18 protein-coding genes and 1 pseudogene are annotated in these 17,958 nt (G+C 44.8%); 13 read left to right on the top strand and 6 right to left on the bottom strand.

Features of this window, described 5'->3' with window-relative positions; all coding sequences use genetic code 11:
* Positions 1-175 precede the first annotated feature (175 nt).
* Positions 176-649, top strand: a complete 474-nt coding sequence (locus BWI96_RS12735; RefSeq protein ID WP_106637006.1) for a PA2169 family four-helix-bundle protein — start codon at positions 176-178, stop codon at positions 647-649.
* A 125-nt stretch (positions 650-774) separates the two neighbouring features.
* Here the strand turns inward: BWI96_RS12735 and BWI96_RS12730 are convergent, their stop codons facing one another.
* Positions 775-2,010, bottom strand: a complete 1,236-nt coding sequence (locus tag BWI96_RS12730) for an MFS transporter (protein ID WP_106637005.1) — start codon at positions 2,008-2,010, stop codon at positions 775-777.
* A 61-nt stretch (positions 2,011-2,071) separates the two neighbouring features.
* On the opposite strand from BWI96_RS12730, the gene BWI96_RS12725 reads away from it, so the two are divergent.
* The 11 genes and pseudogenes from BWI96_RS12725 (at position 2,072) to BWI96_RS12675 (ending at position 10,390) form a co-directional block, all read left to right on the top strand.
* Positions 2,072-2,524, top strand: coding sequence for a regulatory protein RecX (locus BWI96_RS12725; protein ID WP_106637004.1), 453 nt, complete (start codon positions 2,072-2,074; stop codon positions 2,522-2,524).
* A 47-nt stretch (positions 2,525-2,571) separates the two neighbouring features.
* Complete coding sequence (locus BWI96_RS12720; RefSeq protein WP_106637003.1) at positions 2,572-3,486, top strand: DUF72 domain-containing protein; 915 nt, start codon at positions 2,572-2,574, stop codon at positions 3,484-3,486.
* A 172-nt stretch (positions 3,487-3,658) separates the two neighbouring features.
* Complete coding sequence (locus BWI96_RS12715; RefSeq protein WP_106637002.1) at positions 3,659-3,910, top strand: lamin tail domain-containing protein; 252 nt, start codon at positions 3,659-3,661, stop codon at positions 3,908-3,910.
* A gap of 22 nt (positions 3,911-3,932) precedes the next feature.
* Entirely contained in the window at positions 3,933-4,766 is an 834-nt protein-coding gene (locus BWI96_RS12710) for an FN3 associated domain-containing protein (protein WP_157830356.1), read from the top strand.
* Between the two features lie 26 nt (positions 4,767-4,792).
* Positions 4,793-6,355 carry a CotH kinase family protein gene (locus BWI96_RS12705; RefSeq protein WP_106637000.1) on the top strand — a complete coding sequence of 521 codons (1,563 nt, stop codon included), beginning with the start codon at positions 4,793-4,795 and terminating at the stop codon, positions 6,353-6,355.
* A gap of 11 nt (positions 6,356-6,366) precedes the next feature.
* Positions 6,367-6,909, top strand: coding sequence for a hypothetical protein (locus tag BWI96_RS12700; protein ID WP_157830355.1), 543 nt, complete (start codon positions 6,367-6,369; stop codon positions 6,907-6,909).
* Positions 6,910-7,119: 210 nt separating this feature from the next.
* On the top strand, positions 7,120-7,704 hold the full coding sequence (gene hisH, locus BWI96_RS12695) for an imidazole glycerol phosphate synthase subunit HisH (protein WP_106636998.1): 585 nt from the start codon (positions 7,120-7,122) through the stop codon (positions 7,702-7,704).
* A gap of 54 nt (positions 7,705-7,758) precedes the next feature.
* Positions 7,759-8,475: a 1-(5-phosphoribosyl)-5-[(5-phosphoribosylamino)methylideneamino]imidazole-4-carboxamide isomerase gene (hisA, locus tag BWI96_RS12690; RefSeq protein ID WP_106636997.1), complete on the top strand. Its 717-nt coding sequence runs from the start codon at positions 7,759-7,761 to the stop codon at positions 8,473-8,475.
* Positions 8,476-8,487: 12 nt separating this feature from the next.
* A complete protein-coding gene (hisF, locus tag BWI96_RS12685) occupies positions 8,488-9,330 on the top strand; it encodes an imidazole glycerol phosphate synthase subunit HisF (RefSeq protein WP_106636996.1) in 843 nt (280 codons plus the stop codon).
* Between the two features lie 3 nt (positions 9,331-9,333).
* Positions 9,334-9,973, top strand: a pseudogene (hisIE, locus tag BWI96_RS12680) (bifunctional phosphoribosyl-AMP cyclohydrolase/phosphoribosyl-ATP diphosphatase HisIE).
* A gap of 78 nt (positions 9,974-10,051) precedes the next feature.
* Positions 10,052-10,390 carry a phage holin family protein gene (locus tag BWI96_RS12675; protein ID WP_106636995.1) on the top strand — a complete coding sequence of 113 codons (339 nt, stop codon included), beginning with the start codon at positions 10,052-10,054 and terminating at the stop codon, positions 10,388-10,390.
* 188 nt (positions 10,391-10,578) lie between these two features.
* Here BWI96_RS12675 and BWI96_RS12670 read toward each other — a convergent pair whose 3' ends face one another.
* From BWI96_RS12670 to BWI96_RS12655, 4 genes are all read right to left on the bottom strand, one after another.
* Positions 10,579-10,770, bottom strand: a complete 192-nt coding sequence (locus BWI96_RS12670; RefSeq protein WP_106636994.1) for a cold-shock protein — start codon at positions 10,768-10,770, stop codon at positions 10,579-10,581.
* A gap of 123 nt (positions 10,771-10,893) precedes the next feature.
* A complete protein-coding gene (locus tag BWI96_RS12665; protein WP_106636993.1) occupies positions 10,894-12,003 on the bottom strand; it encodes a DEAD/DEAH box helicase in 1,110 nt (369 codons plus the stop codon).
* Between the two features lie 581 nt (positions 12,004-12,584).
* Positions 12,585-14,876, bottom strand: a complete 2,292-nt coding sequence (gene pbpC / locus BWI96_RS12660) for a penicillin-binding protein 1C (RefSeq protein ID WP_106636992.1) — start codon at positions 14,874-14,876, stop codon at positions 12,585-12,587.
* Positions 14,877-14,891: 15 nt separating this feature from the next.
* The gene (locus BWI96_RS12655; RefSeq protein WP_157830354.1) at positions 14,892-15,347 is read right to left on the bottom strand and encodes an RDD family protein; all 456 of its coding nucleotides are present in this window, start codon (positions 15,345-15,347) and stop codon (positions 14,892-14,894) included.
* 402 nt (positions 15,348-15,749) lie between these two features.
* Here BWI96_RS12655 and BWI96_RS12650 point away from each other — a divergent pair, with 402 nt between their 5' ends.
* A complete protein-coding gene (locus tag BWI96_RS12650) occupies positions 15,750-16,184 on the top strand; it encodes a MarR family winged helix-turn-helix transcriptional regulator (RefSeq protein WP_106636990.1) in 435 nt (144 codons plus the stop codon).
* A 134-nt stretch (positions 16,185-16,318) separates the two neighbouring features.
* On the opposite strand, the gene BWI96_RS12645 is transcribed toward BWI96_RS12650, so the two are convergent.
* A complete protein-coding gene (locus BWI96_RS12645; protein WP_232793708.1) occupies positions 16,319-17,881 on the bottom strand; it encodes a glycoside hydrolase family 10 protein in 1,563 nt (520 codons plus the stop codon).
* Between the last annotated feature and the right edge of the window lie 77 nt (positions 17,882-17,958).

Raw genomic sequence — 17,958 nt, 5'->3', positions numbered from 1 at the left:
GTTAATCAGAGGAGATAACCTTGAAAAAGCTAAGCCAGTTTTTCAGACTAGGCTTTTGGGTAAAAATAAGAAATAGGTGGCACTAAATTTTCAAATAAATGGGGATGTGTTGCTCAAAATGCTCTAATTCCAGGCTGAAAATGCAGATTTTATAATTTCTTAACTTCCCACACGCATGGATTCGAATGAACAAAGACAGATATTGAATTTTTTATATGCTGTTTGTAGTGATCGACTTGAGCAATACCGAAACGCTCAGGATGAAATTAAAGAACCCCATTTTAAGGAATTGTTTAGCCACTGCGAGCAGGAGTCGGCGGAAATGATGTCAGAAATTCATCAGTTACTGGAGCAACTGGGACTGGAGTGGGAAGAACAAAGCACTCTTTCCGGCGATTTGCACAACCTTTGGATTGACTTCCGCTCTAAACTTTCAGGACACGATACCAAGGCTATCTTAAAAGCTTTATTATGTGCAGAAGAAGCAAATCTTGCCAAGTATGCACAGGAATGCGACCAGATACAACTCAGTGAGGATAGCGTACAAACCCTATTACTCAAACATTACGGGGAATTGAAAAATGCTGTGCAGAGGCTTCGGGACTTCATTGAAAAACACGAAAAAGCAACGGAAGTGCATTCAGAATAAGAACGCTTATAAATGAAAAAAAGACACGTTCCTGAAGAGCGTGTCTTTTTCATTTCTGCCAAGTTGTAAGTAAAACGGCGGGAGATATGCTAAAGTTTCACCTTTGAAAAATAATGCGATTATTTTCAGGAAAGTTTTTCAATTCGTCCTGTTTTATAATAAATCGCCCAAAAACCGCAGGCGGCCATGACGCAGAAGGTTACCATAAGCCACCAAACCATAGTAAAACCCATCCGGCTAATGAACTGCGTTCCGATTAGCGGAGCCGAAATCTGAGCGATGGACCAAGAGGCAGTATAGATAGCCGTGTATTGGCCACGATTGTGGGGTTTTGCCCGTTGTAAAGCATAGGTATTCATAAAAGGCATGGCCAACATTTCAGCAAAAGTGGCCGTTATCATCGCAATAACTAACCACCAGACGCCAAAGGTGACATTGAAAATAAAGTAGGAGCAAGCCACTAGTATACTTCCCACAGCCATCAAGTGTAGAGAAGGGTACCGATTTTCGAGTTTATGAACCAGCACCATTTCAATACACACAATCAGGATTCCATTCAGGGCCATTAAGGTACCGATCTGGTCTTCGGGTAAATGATACACCTGTTTATAGTACAGCGGAACAGTGGAAAATAACTGGAAAAAGCTGATGGCAAACAAGGTCACAAAAATCATGAAAACCAGGTATTTATAATCCCGGTAAGCCGAGTCGGTAGGGCTGGATTGTTCGGTGACTTCTTCGGAAGAGCGGGAAGTTTTAGGTAAGATCAACCGGAGGAGAATAGCCGCGGCGATGCAGGTGCAGCCGTCTACCCAGAATAAAAGTGAGTAATTAACAGAAGCCAGCCAACCACCCACCGCCGGTCCTACTGACCAGCCCAGATTTAAAGCCAGACGATTTAATGAATACGAACGCGTTCGGTTTTCGGGTCTACTATATAATGCTACTGAAGCCGTCACGGCGGGGCGGAACGCTTCGGCTACGCTGCCCAGAACGAAAGTACCCAGACAAAGAGCTTCGAAGGATTGAAGCTGACCCACAACAATGAACATCAGGCCACCCAGGCCCAAACTCATCCACATGACGTTATAGGCTCCAAGTCGGTCGGTTAAGCGTCCGCCCACGAGGGTTCCAACGATGGAGCCTACGCCAAAAAGAGCCATGACGACGCCGGACTTATCAATACTTAAATGCAGGGATTCCGTTAAATAAACTCCCAAAAAAGGAATTACCATGGTGCCGCAGCGGTTAATAAACATAACGGCTGCCAGTAACCACACCGATCGCGAGAGGCCACTGTAGGCTGAGCGATATAACTGAATGATCATGATCAAAGGGGAAAGAGCGATAAAGATAATCATTCCCGGAGGTCTGTTCTTGTCGGGACGTTATTTTTGAAAACCAGTCCATAACTAACCAGTCATGAATAAAGATGCTTTACTCCAGGCGGCTCACTTTTGTGCCTACCAGGAACGTACCGTGCAGGATGTCAAACAGAAGCTCAAGAGCTGGGATGTATCAGAAGACGACTCCGAAGAAATCATCGGGCGGCTCATCGAGGATGGATATTTGAGTCAGGAACGTTATGCCCAGTCGTTTGCCCGGGGAAAATTTAGAACCCGGCAGTGGGGACGTTTGAAGATTGAACAGGAAATGCGTCGGAAAGGCCTCGATAGCGAAGATCGAAAGACGGGATTAGAGCAAATTAATGAGGAGCAGTACCTGGAGTCTTTGAAAAATCTGTTGAAAAAGAAGGACGCTTCCCTGAAAGATGAGGATCCCCGCGTTCGCAAGCAGAAGCTGGTTCGCTTTGCTCTGGGGAAAGGCTACGAGTCCGGTTTAGTCTGGAAAATTCTTGGCGAAGACTGGGAATAAGTGGCTCGGAGTTTTTAATGCATTAGGCCTCAAAACGCACGTTAAAGATGGATTTTGGTAAGGTTTCACCCGAAAAAATAGATCAGATAAACTTTCAGCTTCCACCGGATCATCCGGTGACAACCCAGGTTTTAGAAGCAGCCCCAACGCCGAACGAATTTCGGGCCTATGTAGGCTGTCCGGTTTGGCATGAAAAGAGTTGGTTTGGTAAAATTTATCCTTTTGGATTAAAAGAAAAAGAAGCCCTGCCACACTATACCGAGCAGTTCAATACCATCGAACTCAATACGACGCATTATCAGATTCCAAGTGATGAGACGATTGAACGCTGGAAGAAGGCGGCTACGCCGGGCTTTACGTATTGTCCTAAATTCCCGCAGGTCATCAGTCATGAGAAAGAGCTCTTAAACGCCGAGGAGGCAACGGCTTACTTTTGCCAGCAAATCCTGAAGCTGGGCGAGCACCTAGGGATTCCTTTCTTACAGATGGGCCCGGCGTATACGCCTCAGAAGGGAAAAGGGCTGGTAGAGTTTTTCAAACAGATCCCTTCCGGGCTATCCATTGCCATCGAGTTCAGGCATGCGGACTGGTTCAATCGGCCCCGAATCTGGGCTCGTACCTGTGAAGTGGTGGCTGAAGCGGGCCACGCTCTGGTCATTACAGATGTTTCTGGCCGGCGGGATGTTTTGCACCAAAGTCTGACGATTCCTAAAGCGGTGTTACGTTTTGTGGGTAATGAGTTACATCCCACCGATTACAGCCGAACGGATGCCTGGATTGAACGATTGAAAACCTGGAAAGAAGCTGGGTTAGAGGAAGTATACGCCTTTATTCACTGCGGTCAAAGTGAATGTGCTCCTGAATTGGCCGCCTATTGGGTGGAACAGTTCAATACGCACTTGAAGACGGATATAAAGCCACCTCGTTTTCTGCCTAAAGTTGACCAAATGGAGCTGTTTTAGTGCTAAAACAAGACCGTTGAATAAGTTTATTGGTACTTACCTAGCTATATACTAAAAGGCTTGGCTATTTTATTGATATTTATTAATAAATTGGTTGATCATACTTAAATAATTTGTATTTAGTACGATCACTAATTATGAAAAAAATATTTTATGGATTAGTTTATGGCTATTGTCTCTAGCCAGTCTACAGGCTCAGCAAACGCTGGTAGTAAATGAGATAATGGCTTCTAATAGCCATTCAGCTAGTGATGGTTCTGGTGAATTTGAGGACTGGTTTGAGATTTACAATGCTTCCTCCACTACCATCAACCTGGCCGGATATTATCTATCAGATGATGCCGCTAATCCAAAAAAATATAAAGTTCCTGCGGGCTCAGGCACTACCCAGATCTGCCGGAGGGTTTCTGGTTATTTGGGCTAGTGAGGCCATAAATCGTGGACCTTTGCATACTAACTTTAAGTTATCAGCTAATGGTGAACAAGTAATTATTACTTCTCCCGATGGTATAACTACGGTAAACAGTGTCACGTTTGGCTCGCAAAAAACGGATGTTTCTTACGGACGAAAACCGGATGGCAGTAATGACTGGCTTTATTTTGTAAACCCTACTGCCGGATCTAGTAATAATGCAGTGGCGGGTTTGGCTGAGCTTTTGAAAGCACCTAGTTTTTCGCAACCGGGTGGTTTCTACGCTCAGAATATAAACCTAAGTATTTCTTCACAGGATCAGGGGACTATGATCTATTATACGCTGGATGGTTCAGAGCCAACCCCAGATAATTTAACGGCAAAAACCTTCACGTATAAAAATCAGTATCCTGAAGGGCCAAATCAGGGCTTTGGTCCTTTATTATCGGCTAGTTATCAGTCTTATGTTTATACCGGTCCTCTTACCATCAGTGATCAAAGCTCTAGTTCGAACAAACTTTCCGTAAAGTCATCTACTGCTAATTATGACCCGAATTTTTATTTCCCAACGAGTCCGGTTTTTAAAGGAACCGTAGTAAAAGCCAAGGCTTATAAAGCCAACGCCTTACCCAGTGAAACAATTACCCAAACCTTTTTCATTACTCCCAACCCCAATCGGTATAGCATTCCCGTAGTTTCAGTTTCACTGGAAGAAAAACACTTGTTTGACTACAATCAGGGTATATACACGGCTGGTGTCAACTTTGACAATAAACGAATTGAGGATCCTAATTTTTTGCGACAGAATTCTGTACCAAAGGAAATTTTACGAACGAGGGAGAGGCTTGGGAGCGAAACGGTAACGTAGAGTTTTTCTCTACTAATACTACGGTAATCAATCAACCTGTTGGTTTACGAATTCATGGGGGATGTTCCAGTAGTATCTTCAGAAAAAGCCTGCGTTTATACAGTGATAGCGAGTTCGATTATCCTTTATTTACCGACCGGCCCTCTACTTTAGCTCATAAACGACTGATTTTAAGAAGCGGGGGTAACGATTACAAATACTCTTTACTAACGGATGCCTTTATGCAGAAGATGGTAAGGCATTTACCCGTAGCTACGCAGGCCAATCGGGCAGCAGTGGTCTTTTTAAACGGTGAATATTGGGGCGTTCATACGCTTGACGAACGTTACGACAAATATTACTTTAATAAACTTTACCGGGTTGCAACGGATTCCTTGGATTTGCTGACACTATCCCTTGGTATAGAGGTTGATGAAGGCGATCAGACCACCTATGATGCCTTTTACAATTACTTTGCTAATAACAATCCAGTAAACTATACCTACGTGAAGACCTTAATGGATGTAGAAAACTTCACGGATTATTACATTGCTGAAATCTTCAGTTCTAATACCGATTGGCCTCATAATAATCAGGTTTTGTGGCGAAAACGAGTGACTCCCGGCACGCCAACCAATCACTATGGTAATGACGGACGCTGGCGTTGGGCATTGAAGGATATGGACTATGGTCTGGGACTGATGAATCAGTCTAACCATAATACGCTGGCAACAGCTACGGATAACGGTGTTTTTGGCGGTTATACTCGTTACCTGAGACGCTTGCTTGACATTGATGAGTTTAAAGTCTATTTCATCAATCGCTTTGCCGACTTACTCAATACCACCTTCAACCCAACACGGACGAGTGCAATGCTGACGGAAATGAAGAACGAATATAGTCCAGCTATGCAGGAGCATTTTACACGTTGGCCAGAAGGAAACACTTACCAGGGATGGTTGACGAATGTAGAAAAAATCAGGACATTTATTCAGCAGCGACCTGACTTTGTGCGGGAGCATATTCGTAACAAATTTGGATTGCCCGCTAATTACAACTTGACGCTGGGGGTATCTAATACTGAACAAGGATACATCAAAATTAATACAATAGAGTTAGTGCCCAGCACGGCGGGGGTTAGTCAAAACCCTTATCCTTGGACGGGAAGTTATTTTCAGGGCAATCCCATTAAGGTAACGGCCCGGTCTCGGGTGGGTTATAAGTTCATGCACTGGAAAGAAGCGAATACTATCATTAGTACGGATAGCGTCTATACCATCGCAAGTTTAAATTCAGCCCGAAGTCTGGAGGCCGTTTTTGCTTCAGATGCGGTAATTAAAGTAACGCCTACTCCCTACGCCTTGGCTCAATGCGACTATCGGATGGAAAGCTGGTCTTCTTCAGCCACAGCAGGAACGTATCCGCCCCATATGCAGTTTGTACATATGTCAACAGAAGATCCCACCCTTGTCGCTACGGTAGCGGATACCGTACTGGGTCTTTACAATCATACCTCTCGTACGCGACTTAACGGATTGAATGAAAATGGGTTTCCTTTATTAACACTAGTGTTGATAATACCAATCCAGGGTATATACCTGGTCGTTTAGGCGGTGCTTTATTGGCCTTAAACACCCAAAATATAACCGAAGCTCAAGTGCAGTGGACGGGTGGAACCGTAACGGCAAATACTCGTCCCTATCGTATTCGTCTGCGGTACCGAGTGGGTAATAGTGGAGATTTTCAGGATTTACTCGATAACCAGAGTAATCCAATAGAATACGTTCGTAACATCACTGGACATAGTCAGATGATTGGGCCAGTGGCTTTACCCACGGCAATTTTGAATAAACCTTATGTGCAATTACTCTGGCAGTATTACTTCATGGGTACAGGTTCGGGGGCTCGCGATCAATTACGGGTAGATGACATCATCATTACCCGTGGCAAATGCGAAAGTGTAGCTTCGGGTATCTGGAGCGTTGCCAGTACCTGGAGTTGCGGTCGAATACCAACGGTTTGTGATGCCGTTACGATTCGATCTGGGCATACCGTAAAAGCTCAGAAACTGGTCACGTTGGGTAAAAGCCTTCAGATTGAAAACGGCGGAGTTCTTCAATATTTTGAACCTAACGCTACGCTAAACGTTTCTACGAATCCGTAGAATTATCTACAGGAGCAACCTAATTCTCAAAAAATACTCTACTTTTGCCCTATGAATTGCACCGTATTTCATCATCATCCTCACGCATTAATCCGCTCCAACAGGCTGATGTGATTCCGGTTTCCTGATACTGTCACTACCGAATAACAGATATGAACGCCTGATTCCAAGAATCGGGCGTTTTTTTATTCATTTCTCTGAATCAAAGCAATGAAAACCGTTATTATCAAATACAACGCCGGTAATGTACAGAGTGTGCGTTACGCTCTGGAACGAATCGGGGCGTCTTACCTCTGGACCGACGACGAAGAGGAAATTCGTTCGGCGGATAAAGTCATTTTCCCTGGTGTAGGCGAAGCTTCCACAGCCATGGCATATTTGAGGGAAAAGGGTCTGGATCAGGTTATTCCGACTTTAAAACAACCCGTTCTGGGAACTTGCGTGGGCATGCAACTGATGTGCCGCTTTTCCGAAGAAAATAATACGGACGCACTAAATATTTTTCCAGTGGATGTCAAACGTTTCCCCAGCGGGTCGTTGAAAGTGCCGCACGTGGGATGGAACAACCTGTACGACCTGAAGTCGCCCTTAACTAGCGGGTTAACGGAAAATCCCTTTGTCTATTTTGTGCACAGTTACGCGGCCCCCGTTAATAAATACACGGTAGCGACTTGCGACTATGTGGTTCCGTTTTCGGCCATGCTACATAGAGACAATTTCTATGCGGCTCAGTTTCACGCCGAAATCAGCGGTAAGGAAGGACAAACCATTCTGGAAAATTTCCTGGCTTTATAATCAAACGAACCAGACGTGAGGAATCACGTTTCTACAAAACTATAACGTAACGGAATGTACATTATTCCCGCAATTGATTTGATTGAAGGCAAGGCCGTTCGATTGACTCAGGGCGATTATTCCCAGAAGACGATTTATAATGCCAATCCGCTCGAAGTGGCCAAAGAATTTGAAGGAGCCGGACTGACGCGTTTGCATTTAGTGGATTTGGACGGAGCTAAGGCCAAAAAGGTTATTAACTACAAAGTTCTGGAGCGGATTGCCAGTCAGACTTCTTTACATGTGGATTTTGGTGGGGGTGTTCAGTCGGATGAAGACTTAAAGATCGTTTTTGAAAGCGGGGCCAGACAGGTAACAGGGGGCAGTATTGCCGTAAAAAATCCAGATCTGTTTGAAAGCTGGCTGAGCCGCTTTGGCGGAGAGAAAATGATTTTGGGTGCAGATGCTAAAAACGAACGTATCGCGGTGAGTGGTTGGGAAGAAGGTACCGAACTTTGGGTCTATGATTTTGTGAAAAACTGGGAGGAGAAAGGTATTCAATACATTATCTCTACCGACGTAGCCAAAGATGGCTTACTTCAGGGACCCAGTTTTGACCTTTATAAGAAATTGCAGGAACAGTCCCCCGAGCTGAAGATTATCGCTTCGGGTGGGGTAAGTAGCATGGATGATTTAACCAAACTCGCCGATATGAATGTGTACGGTGTGATTGTGGGCAAGGCTATTTACGAAGGAAGAGTTACCCTAAGTGATTTACGTACGTTCGCTTAAAGAAAATCAGGCATGTTAACCAAACGCATTATACCCTGTTTAGATATCAAAGATGGACGCACGGTAAAAGGTACCAACTTTGTTAATCTTCGCGACGCGGGTGATCCCGTTGAACTGGGAGCCCTTTACGCTGAGCAAGGAGCCGATGAACTCGTCTTTTTGGACATTACTGCCACGGTGGATAACCGCAAAACCCTGGTGGACTTGGTTCGTAAGGTGGCCCAGCACGTCAATATTCCTTTTACCGTTGGCGGCGGTATCAGTTCGGTTGAAGATGTTTCCGCCTTACTCAATGCCGGAGCCGACAAGATCTCCATTAACTCGTCGGCGGTTCGCCGTCCCGAGCTAATTGATGAACTGGCTCTGCAATTCGGTTCGCAGTGCATCATCGTCGCCATCGATACTAGGGAAATTTCGGTGCCTGTTCAGACCATCAGTCACCAGGAAAGAGTAACCGACCGTTTTGGCTCCGAACGTGTTAGCTCACACGATGAAAAGCTCATCATCGAACACATTGTGCATACCCACGGGGGAAGAAAGCCTACCGAGCTTCGCACGATTGCCTGGGCCAAAGAAGCTCAGGAGCGGGGAGCAGGGGAAATTTTATTAACCTCGATGGACGCCGACGGTACCAAAGCTGGTTTTGCTCTGGATTTAACGGCTACCGTTTCAGGAGCGTTGAGTATTCCGGTCATTGCTTCGGGCGGGGCGGGAAACATGGAGCACTTCCAGCAGGTCTTTACTACGGGTAAAGCTGACGCAGGGCTAGCGGCCAGTATTTTCCACTTCCGCGAAATCGGTATTCCGGATTTAAAAAATTACCTTAAAGATCAGGGTCTTCCCATTCGTATCTAAGTCATGGAATCATTGGACTTTGCCAAGGCGGGGGGGCTTATTCCCGCTATTATTCAGGACGTTCTTACGAATAAAGTTCTAATGTTGGGCTTTATGAATCAGGAAGCCTATGAAAAAACCCAGCTGAAAAAGTAGTTACTTTTTTAGCCGGACTAAAAATCGTCTTTGGACGAAGGGGGAAACCTCAGGTAATTTTCTGAACGTCAAGGAAATTCGGGTGGATTGCGATCAGGATACCCTGCTAATTAAAGTGGAACCCGTCGGCCCGGTCTGTCATACAGGAGCAGATACCTGTTTTTCGGAAGAAAATCCTCGTTGAAATACATTACACGTATTAATAAAATCTATTATGTCAGTTGAGTTTTTAAATACTCTGAAAACCATCATCCGCGAGCGGAAACTATCGCCATCCGAAAGCTCGTATACGGCTAAACTTTTCGCCCGGGGCACAAATAAAATTGCTCAAAAAGTAGGAGAGGAAGCTGTGGAATTAGTAATTGAAGCCATGTCAGCTAATGACGAACTCTTCAAAAACGAAGCTGCCGACTTACTTTTCCATTACCTGATTTTACTGGAAGATCGCAATATTGATCTCGACGAAATCATTGCTATTTTAGAGGAGCGTCACCAGCAGCGGAAGTAAAATCGACGATTCTGAGGCGGAGAAGTAGATTTGGTACGAAATTTTTTTAGTATTGCTTAAACTTTAATCCTTCTCCTTATGGGTCTCATTGTTCGATTATTAATTAATGCCGTTGTGGTATACCTGGTGGCAAGTTTTCTGCCGGGGGTATCCGTTGCCGGTTTCGGTACTGCTTTAATCGTTGCCGTTGTACTGGCATTACTAAACACCTTTGTTAAGCCTATTTTACAGATTCTAAGCCTACCCATTACTATTCTGACATTAGGTCTGTTTCTATTGGTAATCAATATTTTAATTATCAAGCTAGCGGCTGCTCTCGTCGATGGTTTCTACGTAGAGAACTGGCTGATTGCCTTGATTTTTAGTTTTATAGTCTCGCTGGTTTCGAGTGCTCTGGGAGCGGCGGCTGAAGATTAGTTGCTTCTAGATAAGTAACCAAAGAAAAACCTCTTGAAACGGAAATCATTTCCCAGTTTCAAGAGGTTTTTTGCTGTACGTATAAGTCCATCCTGTAAAAAGCGAATAAGGCTAGTCCACAAAGGATAAGAAATAAGAGCAGGCGATCAAGTGTAGGTCAACGCATCAGAAGATGGCAACCCTAAAAGCTAGGCTAACTTAACATCAACGGCGTTAAGTCCTTTTTTACCTTCCTGAACGTTGAAAGTTACCTGATCATTTTCACGAATATCATCATTGAGACCGGTGATGTGTACGAAAATATCTTCGCCACCTTCGGTAGGAGTAATGAAGCCAAAGCCTTTCGATTGGTTAAAGAATTTTACTGTTCCTTCTTGCATGGTAATGTTTAATTAAATGAAAAATTGATTGATATTTTTTGATATGGTTCTGGTGTTAGCGTTTGGAGTCTAGTGTTCAGAAACGATAAGCAGAGCACGTACGCTGGTATTTTCATACCTGGTTTATTGCAAAACCGGGATACGGGAACCAATGAGTTTTTGAATGTTAGTAAAATCTGCCTTTTCTTCCTGATCACAGAAGGATATGGCAACGCCGTTCATGCCCGCCCGGCCTGTTCTACCAATGCGGTGAACGTAGGTTTCAGGCACGTTGGGAATTTCGTAATTTACTACGTGTGGGAGTTCTTCAATATCAATACCCCGGGCAGCTACATCGGTAGCTACCAGCACACGAATACGGCTATCGCGAAAATCACTCAAGGCACGCTGCCGGGCGTTTTGCGATTTATTACCGTGAATGGCTGCCGCGTGGATTCCCATTTTGCTTAACTGCTTGACCAGTTTGTCCGCACCATGTTTAGTACGGGTAAAGACCAAACTACGCAAAATGTCCACGTCCTTCAGTAAATCAACAAGTAAACGGGTTTTCTCGTTTTTGTTGACAAAGTAAACCGCCTGTTTCACTGTTTTTGCCGTAGAAGAAACGGGGGTTACATTGATTTCAACGGGTTGCCTTACGATGGTATTGGCAAATTTTCGAATACTGGTGGGCATCGTTGCTGAGAAAAACAGCGTCTGTTTTTTGACTGGTACTTTGGTAAGTACTTTCTTCACATCATTCACAAACCCCATATCCAGCATTCGGTCGGCTTCGTCTAATACTAGTATCTTAATCTGAGAGAGACTAATCAATCCCTGTTGAAGCAAATCCAGCAGGCGGCCCGGCGTAGCAATGAGAATATGTACCCCTCTTTTGAGAGCAGCCACTTGCTTACCCTGAGGGACTCCGCCAAAAATAGCCAAGTGTTTTAGGGGCAAATACTTACCGTACATTTTAAAATTATCATCAATCTGAATAGCCAGCTCCCGGGTCGGTGTCAGGATCAAGGCCTGAATACCGGCTTTGGGACTCGAATTCGAATGAAGTAATTGTAAAATAGGGATGGCAAATGCTGCCGTTTTTCCGGTTCCTGTCTGAGCACAGCCAATAATATCACTGCCTTTTAAGATGGTGGGAATGGCCTGGGCTTGTATTTCCGTGGCCTGGGTATATCCTATCTCGCTAAGGGCTTTATAAATAGGAGATATAAGGTTAAATTCCTGAAAGTTCATTAATGTATGTACCGAACTATCGGTTTGTTATTTTGATGGATTAACGGGCCAAAAAGCCCATTGAATAGTAATAAAATCACCTCCCAAAACTATCATTTGATTGATCGTACCATTTGAATATTCTGACTAATGGATAAACGATTGGTTCAATTTTAATGGTGTGGAGGTAACTTGCTTTTTTACTATTATCCTTGATAATCAACAAAATACACCAGTAAATAATGAACTATATGCCTAAACTAGGCTTGCTTTTATATGGACTGAATGTTTAATCTTTTACTGCACAAATGCAGATAAATGACTACTCTTTAGTGCAGTCTAAATACACACAGGGTTTAAATAAATTTGATTTTATAAAAGGGACAACTGAGGAAGCGAAAACTGCTTAGAGGGGAAGAAAATATTCCGAGCTAGATCAGAAGTAGCAAAGGCAGAAACTTTTATATGGTAAAGTTACATATAATTACCACAATGATAACTATCGCTTGTCATTTATAGTTCAATTTAAATTTACTTTTCTTTTTCATCCTCTGATTAAGGATGCTTTCTATTACAGAAAAGCCCGTTTAATCTTTATTTCATTAATCATAATTCACCTGAATCCACAGCGTTTTTACCCGGCCCTGATCGTCCACGCAGGAGATTTTTACCTTTCCTGCCGAAGGCTGACAAAAGACGGATTGCTGAGGAGCCGCCGAGCCGACTAAAACATCATTTACATACCAGTAAAGTGTCTTGGTATCGCTGGCCGTCTGGGCCGTTAGAGCTAACCGGGTCTGGTCTTTGCGGTTCAAACGGTAGGTTGACCCTTCCACTGGATACGTAATTTTCAGCGGAGAAGCATTCCCAAATACCCGGGTGCAGGAAGGATTATGCGGCGGAATTTTTTCGTAGGAGATATGGCGGGCTTCGTAATACTGCGTAAGCTGAGGCGGATCATTGGGAAGAAAAACCTGCTCAACGCCCGTTTCAGGCATGCAGTAAGGACAATAACTCATGCGACGCCGGACATCCAGCCAGACGCTTTTTTTGTGCTCGCAGACTTGGGTGCTGGAAACGCCCGGCAAGTAATAATCTTCGATTTGATGGGTACAGAAAGAACTGGGAATTTGCCCCGTTTCCTGACAAACCATTCGGTGCGAAAGTCCTTCGGGCTGAGCGAACCACTGAGCCGTAGAGTTATAATCAATGCTATTAAAGATCTCGAACAAAAGCGGCGTGGCAATATTGGCTCCGTTAAGTTCGGGCACGCCTTCGCCGGAAAAATTTCCTACCCATACACCAACGGTATAGTGAGCGTTATATCCGATACTCCAGGCGTCTTTCTTACCAAAAGAAGTACCCGTTTTCCAGGCAATGCGGGGCAGCCGGTAGGTGTAGGCGTAGTTATTAGGTAAATCGGGACGAGTAGGCTGGGTAAGAATCTGATTAATGAGAAAATTCGCTTCTTCACTAATCAGCGAAGTGGGGTTATGAAATTCTGGTTTTTGCAGGTAATAGGCTTTGCTAAACTGGCCCTGATTGGCAAAGCTGGCAAATAGGGTGGTTAACTCTTCTAATGTTACACCGCAGCCGCCCAGAATCATGGAGAGGCCCAGTTTGGAGGATTGCTTTTGAATGGTTTTGAATTCCGCTTTTTTGAGTTTTTCGAGGAAAGCTGTCGTTCCCAACTGGCTTAATACCTGAACGGCGGGGACATTAAGCGAATTAGCCAGGGCAAATTCTACGCTCACTTTGCCATGAAACTGCTGGTCAAAATTTTCGGGTTCAAACCCCTGAAAGTTGGTAGGAACGTCGTAGAGAATTGACTTGGGTGTAAGTAAGCCCGCATCAAAAGCCGTCGCATAAAGCAGAGGTTTAAGCGTGCTACCGGGTGAGCGAATGGCCCGAATCCCATCCACCTGTCCGCCGTCAGTATGATCATTAAAGTCGGCAGAACCTACGTAAGCTTCCACGGCCATCGTACGGTTATTAATCACCAGTACAGCCGCATTGCGGATGTTCATCGCTTTCAAGCGGCTGACGTAGTTATAGGTTAACTTTTCAAGCGTGGATTGCCGGGCTCTTTGAAGGGTGGTTTTGAGAATGGGAGTATATGGAAATTCACTTTTTAGTCTGAGGGCCAGGTGCGGAGCCGATTGTGGAGCGGCTACACGTTTGGCCAGTAAAGGCTCGGCAATGGCATCCGTAATCGTTTGCGAATCAAATAACTTTTCTTCTTTGAAGCGTTGCAGCCAACGGTTTCGTTCGCTGAGTAAATAGGTGTTACTCTTACCGGGGCGAAGGCTGCTGGGGCGGTTGGGAATAATCGTCAGGGCCATTACTTCGGCCAAACTTAAGACTTCGGGAGGCTTTTGAAAATAGAGTAAAGACGCTGCTTTAATTCCCTCAATGTTGGAGCCGTAAGGCACCAGATTAATGTACAACTGAAGAATTTCATCTTTGCTGTAATGGGCTTCGAGCTGAAACGCCCGCAGAATTTCAATGCCCTTACTCAGGTACGTGCGAGGGCGAGGTTCAAGCAACCGCACCACTTGCATGGTAATGGTAGACGCTCCCGAGCTTCGCTTGTGGCGGCTGAGGTTTGTAGAAAGGGCCCGGACCAAAGCCAGCGGATTCACCCCCGGATGGTAATAAAACCAACGGTCTTCTTTATGGATAAGGGTTGTGCGAAGCGTAGGGCTGATTTCTTCAAGTTCGGTATAAAGTCGCCATTTATCCTCTTCATTGAGAAAAGCGTGCAAAACCGAACCATCAGCCGCCTCTACCAGAGTGGAATACCGTGGATTTACCCGGAAGGGCAGTAAAAAATCCAGCAACAGGAGTAAGGCTGCCGTTAATAGAAAAATCCATACTGCTTTAGTGAACCGCATGGAGAACAAAAGGGGCTATAAATCGTCTACTACGTAAGTCTGAGCGGCCAGATCGTGCACGCACTGATGTAAACGGTTAAAAAGACCGAAGACGTATACCATATAAAAGTAGCCGCTGATTTCCTTCACTACGTTACGAAAAAGTGAATCTTTATAGGACAGGGGTTGCCCCGTTACTTTTACTACCTTCAGCTTTAGAATGCGTTTGCCAATAGTAGCCTGGTATCGCGAGCTTTCCTGGAGAAAACGGTAAAAGAAGCTAACGGGGATGGCAATCATCAGAAATTGGTAATAGATTTCGTAAAAGGCTTCAGGATTGGCATTAACCTGTTGAATATCCAGATTGAAGAGGGGAATACCTACCAAATACGCTAAGAGAAAGGAAAGAATATTAATTAGGATATTGTCAATTAAATTGGCCAGAAAGCGATTTCCTACACTTGCCAACACCAAATCTTCGGGATTCTGCATAAACTGAGCTAAAATGAGTCTACAAATGTAAAGGCTTTTAGCGGCCAGCAAAGCAGTTTTTTTAGGGTTAAAGCAGAATTTATTAGCCTATTTATTGACTTTCCAGTCTATATGTATTCTCTTTGTGTACGAATAGTTGCTTTGCTAATTATTTACTTATACTTCATCAACAGCGGTTCTACAACTCCCTTTGCCTGAATCGTCCCAATGATTTGGGCATAGGGCTTGTAGGACTTTCTCTCTCTACTTTCCTGATTCTTCCCACGGATAAAGACGTTTGTTACGGGCCTTTTAGCTAATACCCTAGGCTAAAGTGTCTATTTTTAGTTTTCAAATCCTACATTTGAAGTTAAATCATTCGGCAGCTACCCCTAACTGCTTCATCAACGACACCGACTTATCATGACTGCTTCCGATCAACGAGCCTACTTTTTTAAAATTGACACGACTATTAAAAAAGTCCGTTATGTTTTTCAGAAGCGATTGGATGAAGCGGGCATGGAGCTGACGGTAGACCAATGGGTATTACTCGATCACATTCAACATTTTCCGGGCATTAGTCAGAATGCACTGGCTGACAAAACGGCCAAGGATAACCCTACCGTTACCCGAATTCTGGATATCCTCGTTAAAAAAGGCCTCATTGAGCGGCGGATGGCTGAAGAAGATCGCCGAAAATTCAATCTACACTTAACCCCGGCGGGCCTGGATAAATTTCATGCCGCTTTCCCCGTAGTAGCCGAGGTAAGGAAAATCGGCTGGGCCAATCTTTCCGATCAGGATTTCGACGATTTAGTACGAATCCTCGACACCATCTATCTCAACATCACGGGTTAGTTCAATTTTGAATGAGTGAGTGAGAGAATGAGTGAATAAGTAAGAACATAGAGAGAGGTGATGGCAATGATGTGAGCATTAACACAAGGACGACAGTAACTCCACTCCATTCAATCTCTCTCTCCTTCACTCATTCAAAATTGCTGAAGTTCAACATTTGTCATCACGCCATAACTTTCATTTTGCAGCCGATCCAGCGAAGTCACTACGTAACGGTAATTCCCTGGGTTGGGGGGAGTATCGGTGTAGGAAAGCCGTGAGGCGTTGAGAATGGCCAGTATTTTAGAGGCGTTATTCAGAGCAATGGGTTCGTTATCCCGGAAGCGGTACACCACAAATTGCCGGGGTCGTTCACCATCAACGGCGGCAGGAGGTAACTGCCAGTTCATGATCACCTGATTATCCTGCTTGCGTACTTCAAATTCCTGCGGGGGTAAAGGCGGTGTTTTGTCCTTCCAGGGCATGGTTGGTACTAACGCTGGTAAGCGGTACAGATCCTGACGCAGGGTGTCCTGAAAGCCCTGATAGTTATTAATCAGCGAACGCGAGCTAAAGTAAATGCTACCCTGAATTTCCGGGTGTGTACGGTTAAATCGAATCTGAATGGGCATTTCGTCGGCTTTCTCCCAGCCGTTTTCTCCGTTCATGCGATAGGCTCCCTGCCCGATGTAAAGGTGCTTGCCAAAGCAATTTTTTCGCCACCATTCCACTAATGGCTGGTAGGGCACGAGTTTATGATTACGGTGAAAATAGACTTGCGGAGCAATGTAGTCGATCCAGCCCATTTTTAGCCATTTCCGCGTATCTGCGTACAGATCGTCATAGGAACTGAGACCACGGGTTTCGGAGCCGTCGGGAGCCAGCGAACTACGGTTTCGCCAGATGGCAAAAGGACTAATCCCAAACTTAACGTAAGGCTTATGAACTTTAATGGAATCCGAAATTTGATGGATTAACTGATCGATATTATCCCGCCGCCAGTCGTGGATGTTGGCAAAACCGGCTCCGTATTTATAAAAACTAACCTGATCGTTTAAAACCTGCCCAACTACGCGGTAGGGATAAAAGTAATCGTCAAAGTGAATGCCGTCGAGGTCATAATTCTTAACGAGGTTAACCACGATCTGGGTAATGTAATTGCGAACTTCGGGAATGCCGACATTGAAGAGTTTCATACCGTCGTAGCTTAGCATCCAGTCGGGATGCTGGCGGCTGACGTGATCGGCAGTAACGTTGGGATGACCTTTAAAAACGGCCCGGTTGAGGTTAAGCCAGGCATGAAATTCCAGCCCTCGGTTATGCGATTCCTCGATCATGAATTCCAGCGGATCATAGAAGGGCTCGGGAGCTTTGCCTTGCTGGCCCGTGAGCCACTTAGACCAGGGCTCAATGGACCCTTTGGCGTAATAGGAATCGGCAGCATCGCGAACCTGCACAAACAAAGCGTTCATGCCCGATTTCTGGTGCTGATCAATAATTTGTCGAAAGGATTGTTGCTGAGAAGCCGTATTATAATCTCCCGGCTTAGGCCAGTCAATGTTATTAACCGTGGCTATCCACACGGCCCGAAGCTCACGCTTGGGAGAAATTTGCTGAGCACCAACTTGCCCACACACACATAACCAGAAAACGAAAAGCAGGCGTACACTCATTAAACCAGAAAGGATCGGATTGAATAGCAAAATAAGAGTATTCACGGTGACAAAACACCATAAATAGGGTAAAACTGCTTCTACCTAAAGCTATTCATGAAAACCGCTACTCCCCTGAAAAG

Origin of the sequence: Siphonobacter sp. SORGH_AS_0500 (genome assembly GCF_002838835.1) — a bacterium.
Lineage (GTDB): Bacteria > Bacteroidota > Bacteroidia > Cytophagales > Spirosomataceae > Siphonobacter.
Note: the sequence above shows the minus strand (reverse complement) of the source record. Positions and strands in the feature narration are given on the sequence as shown.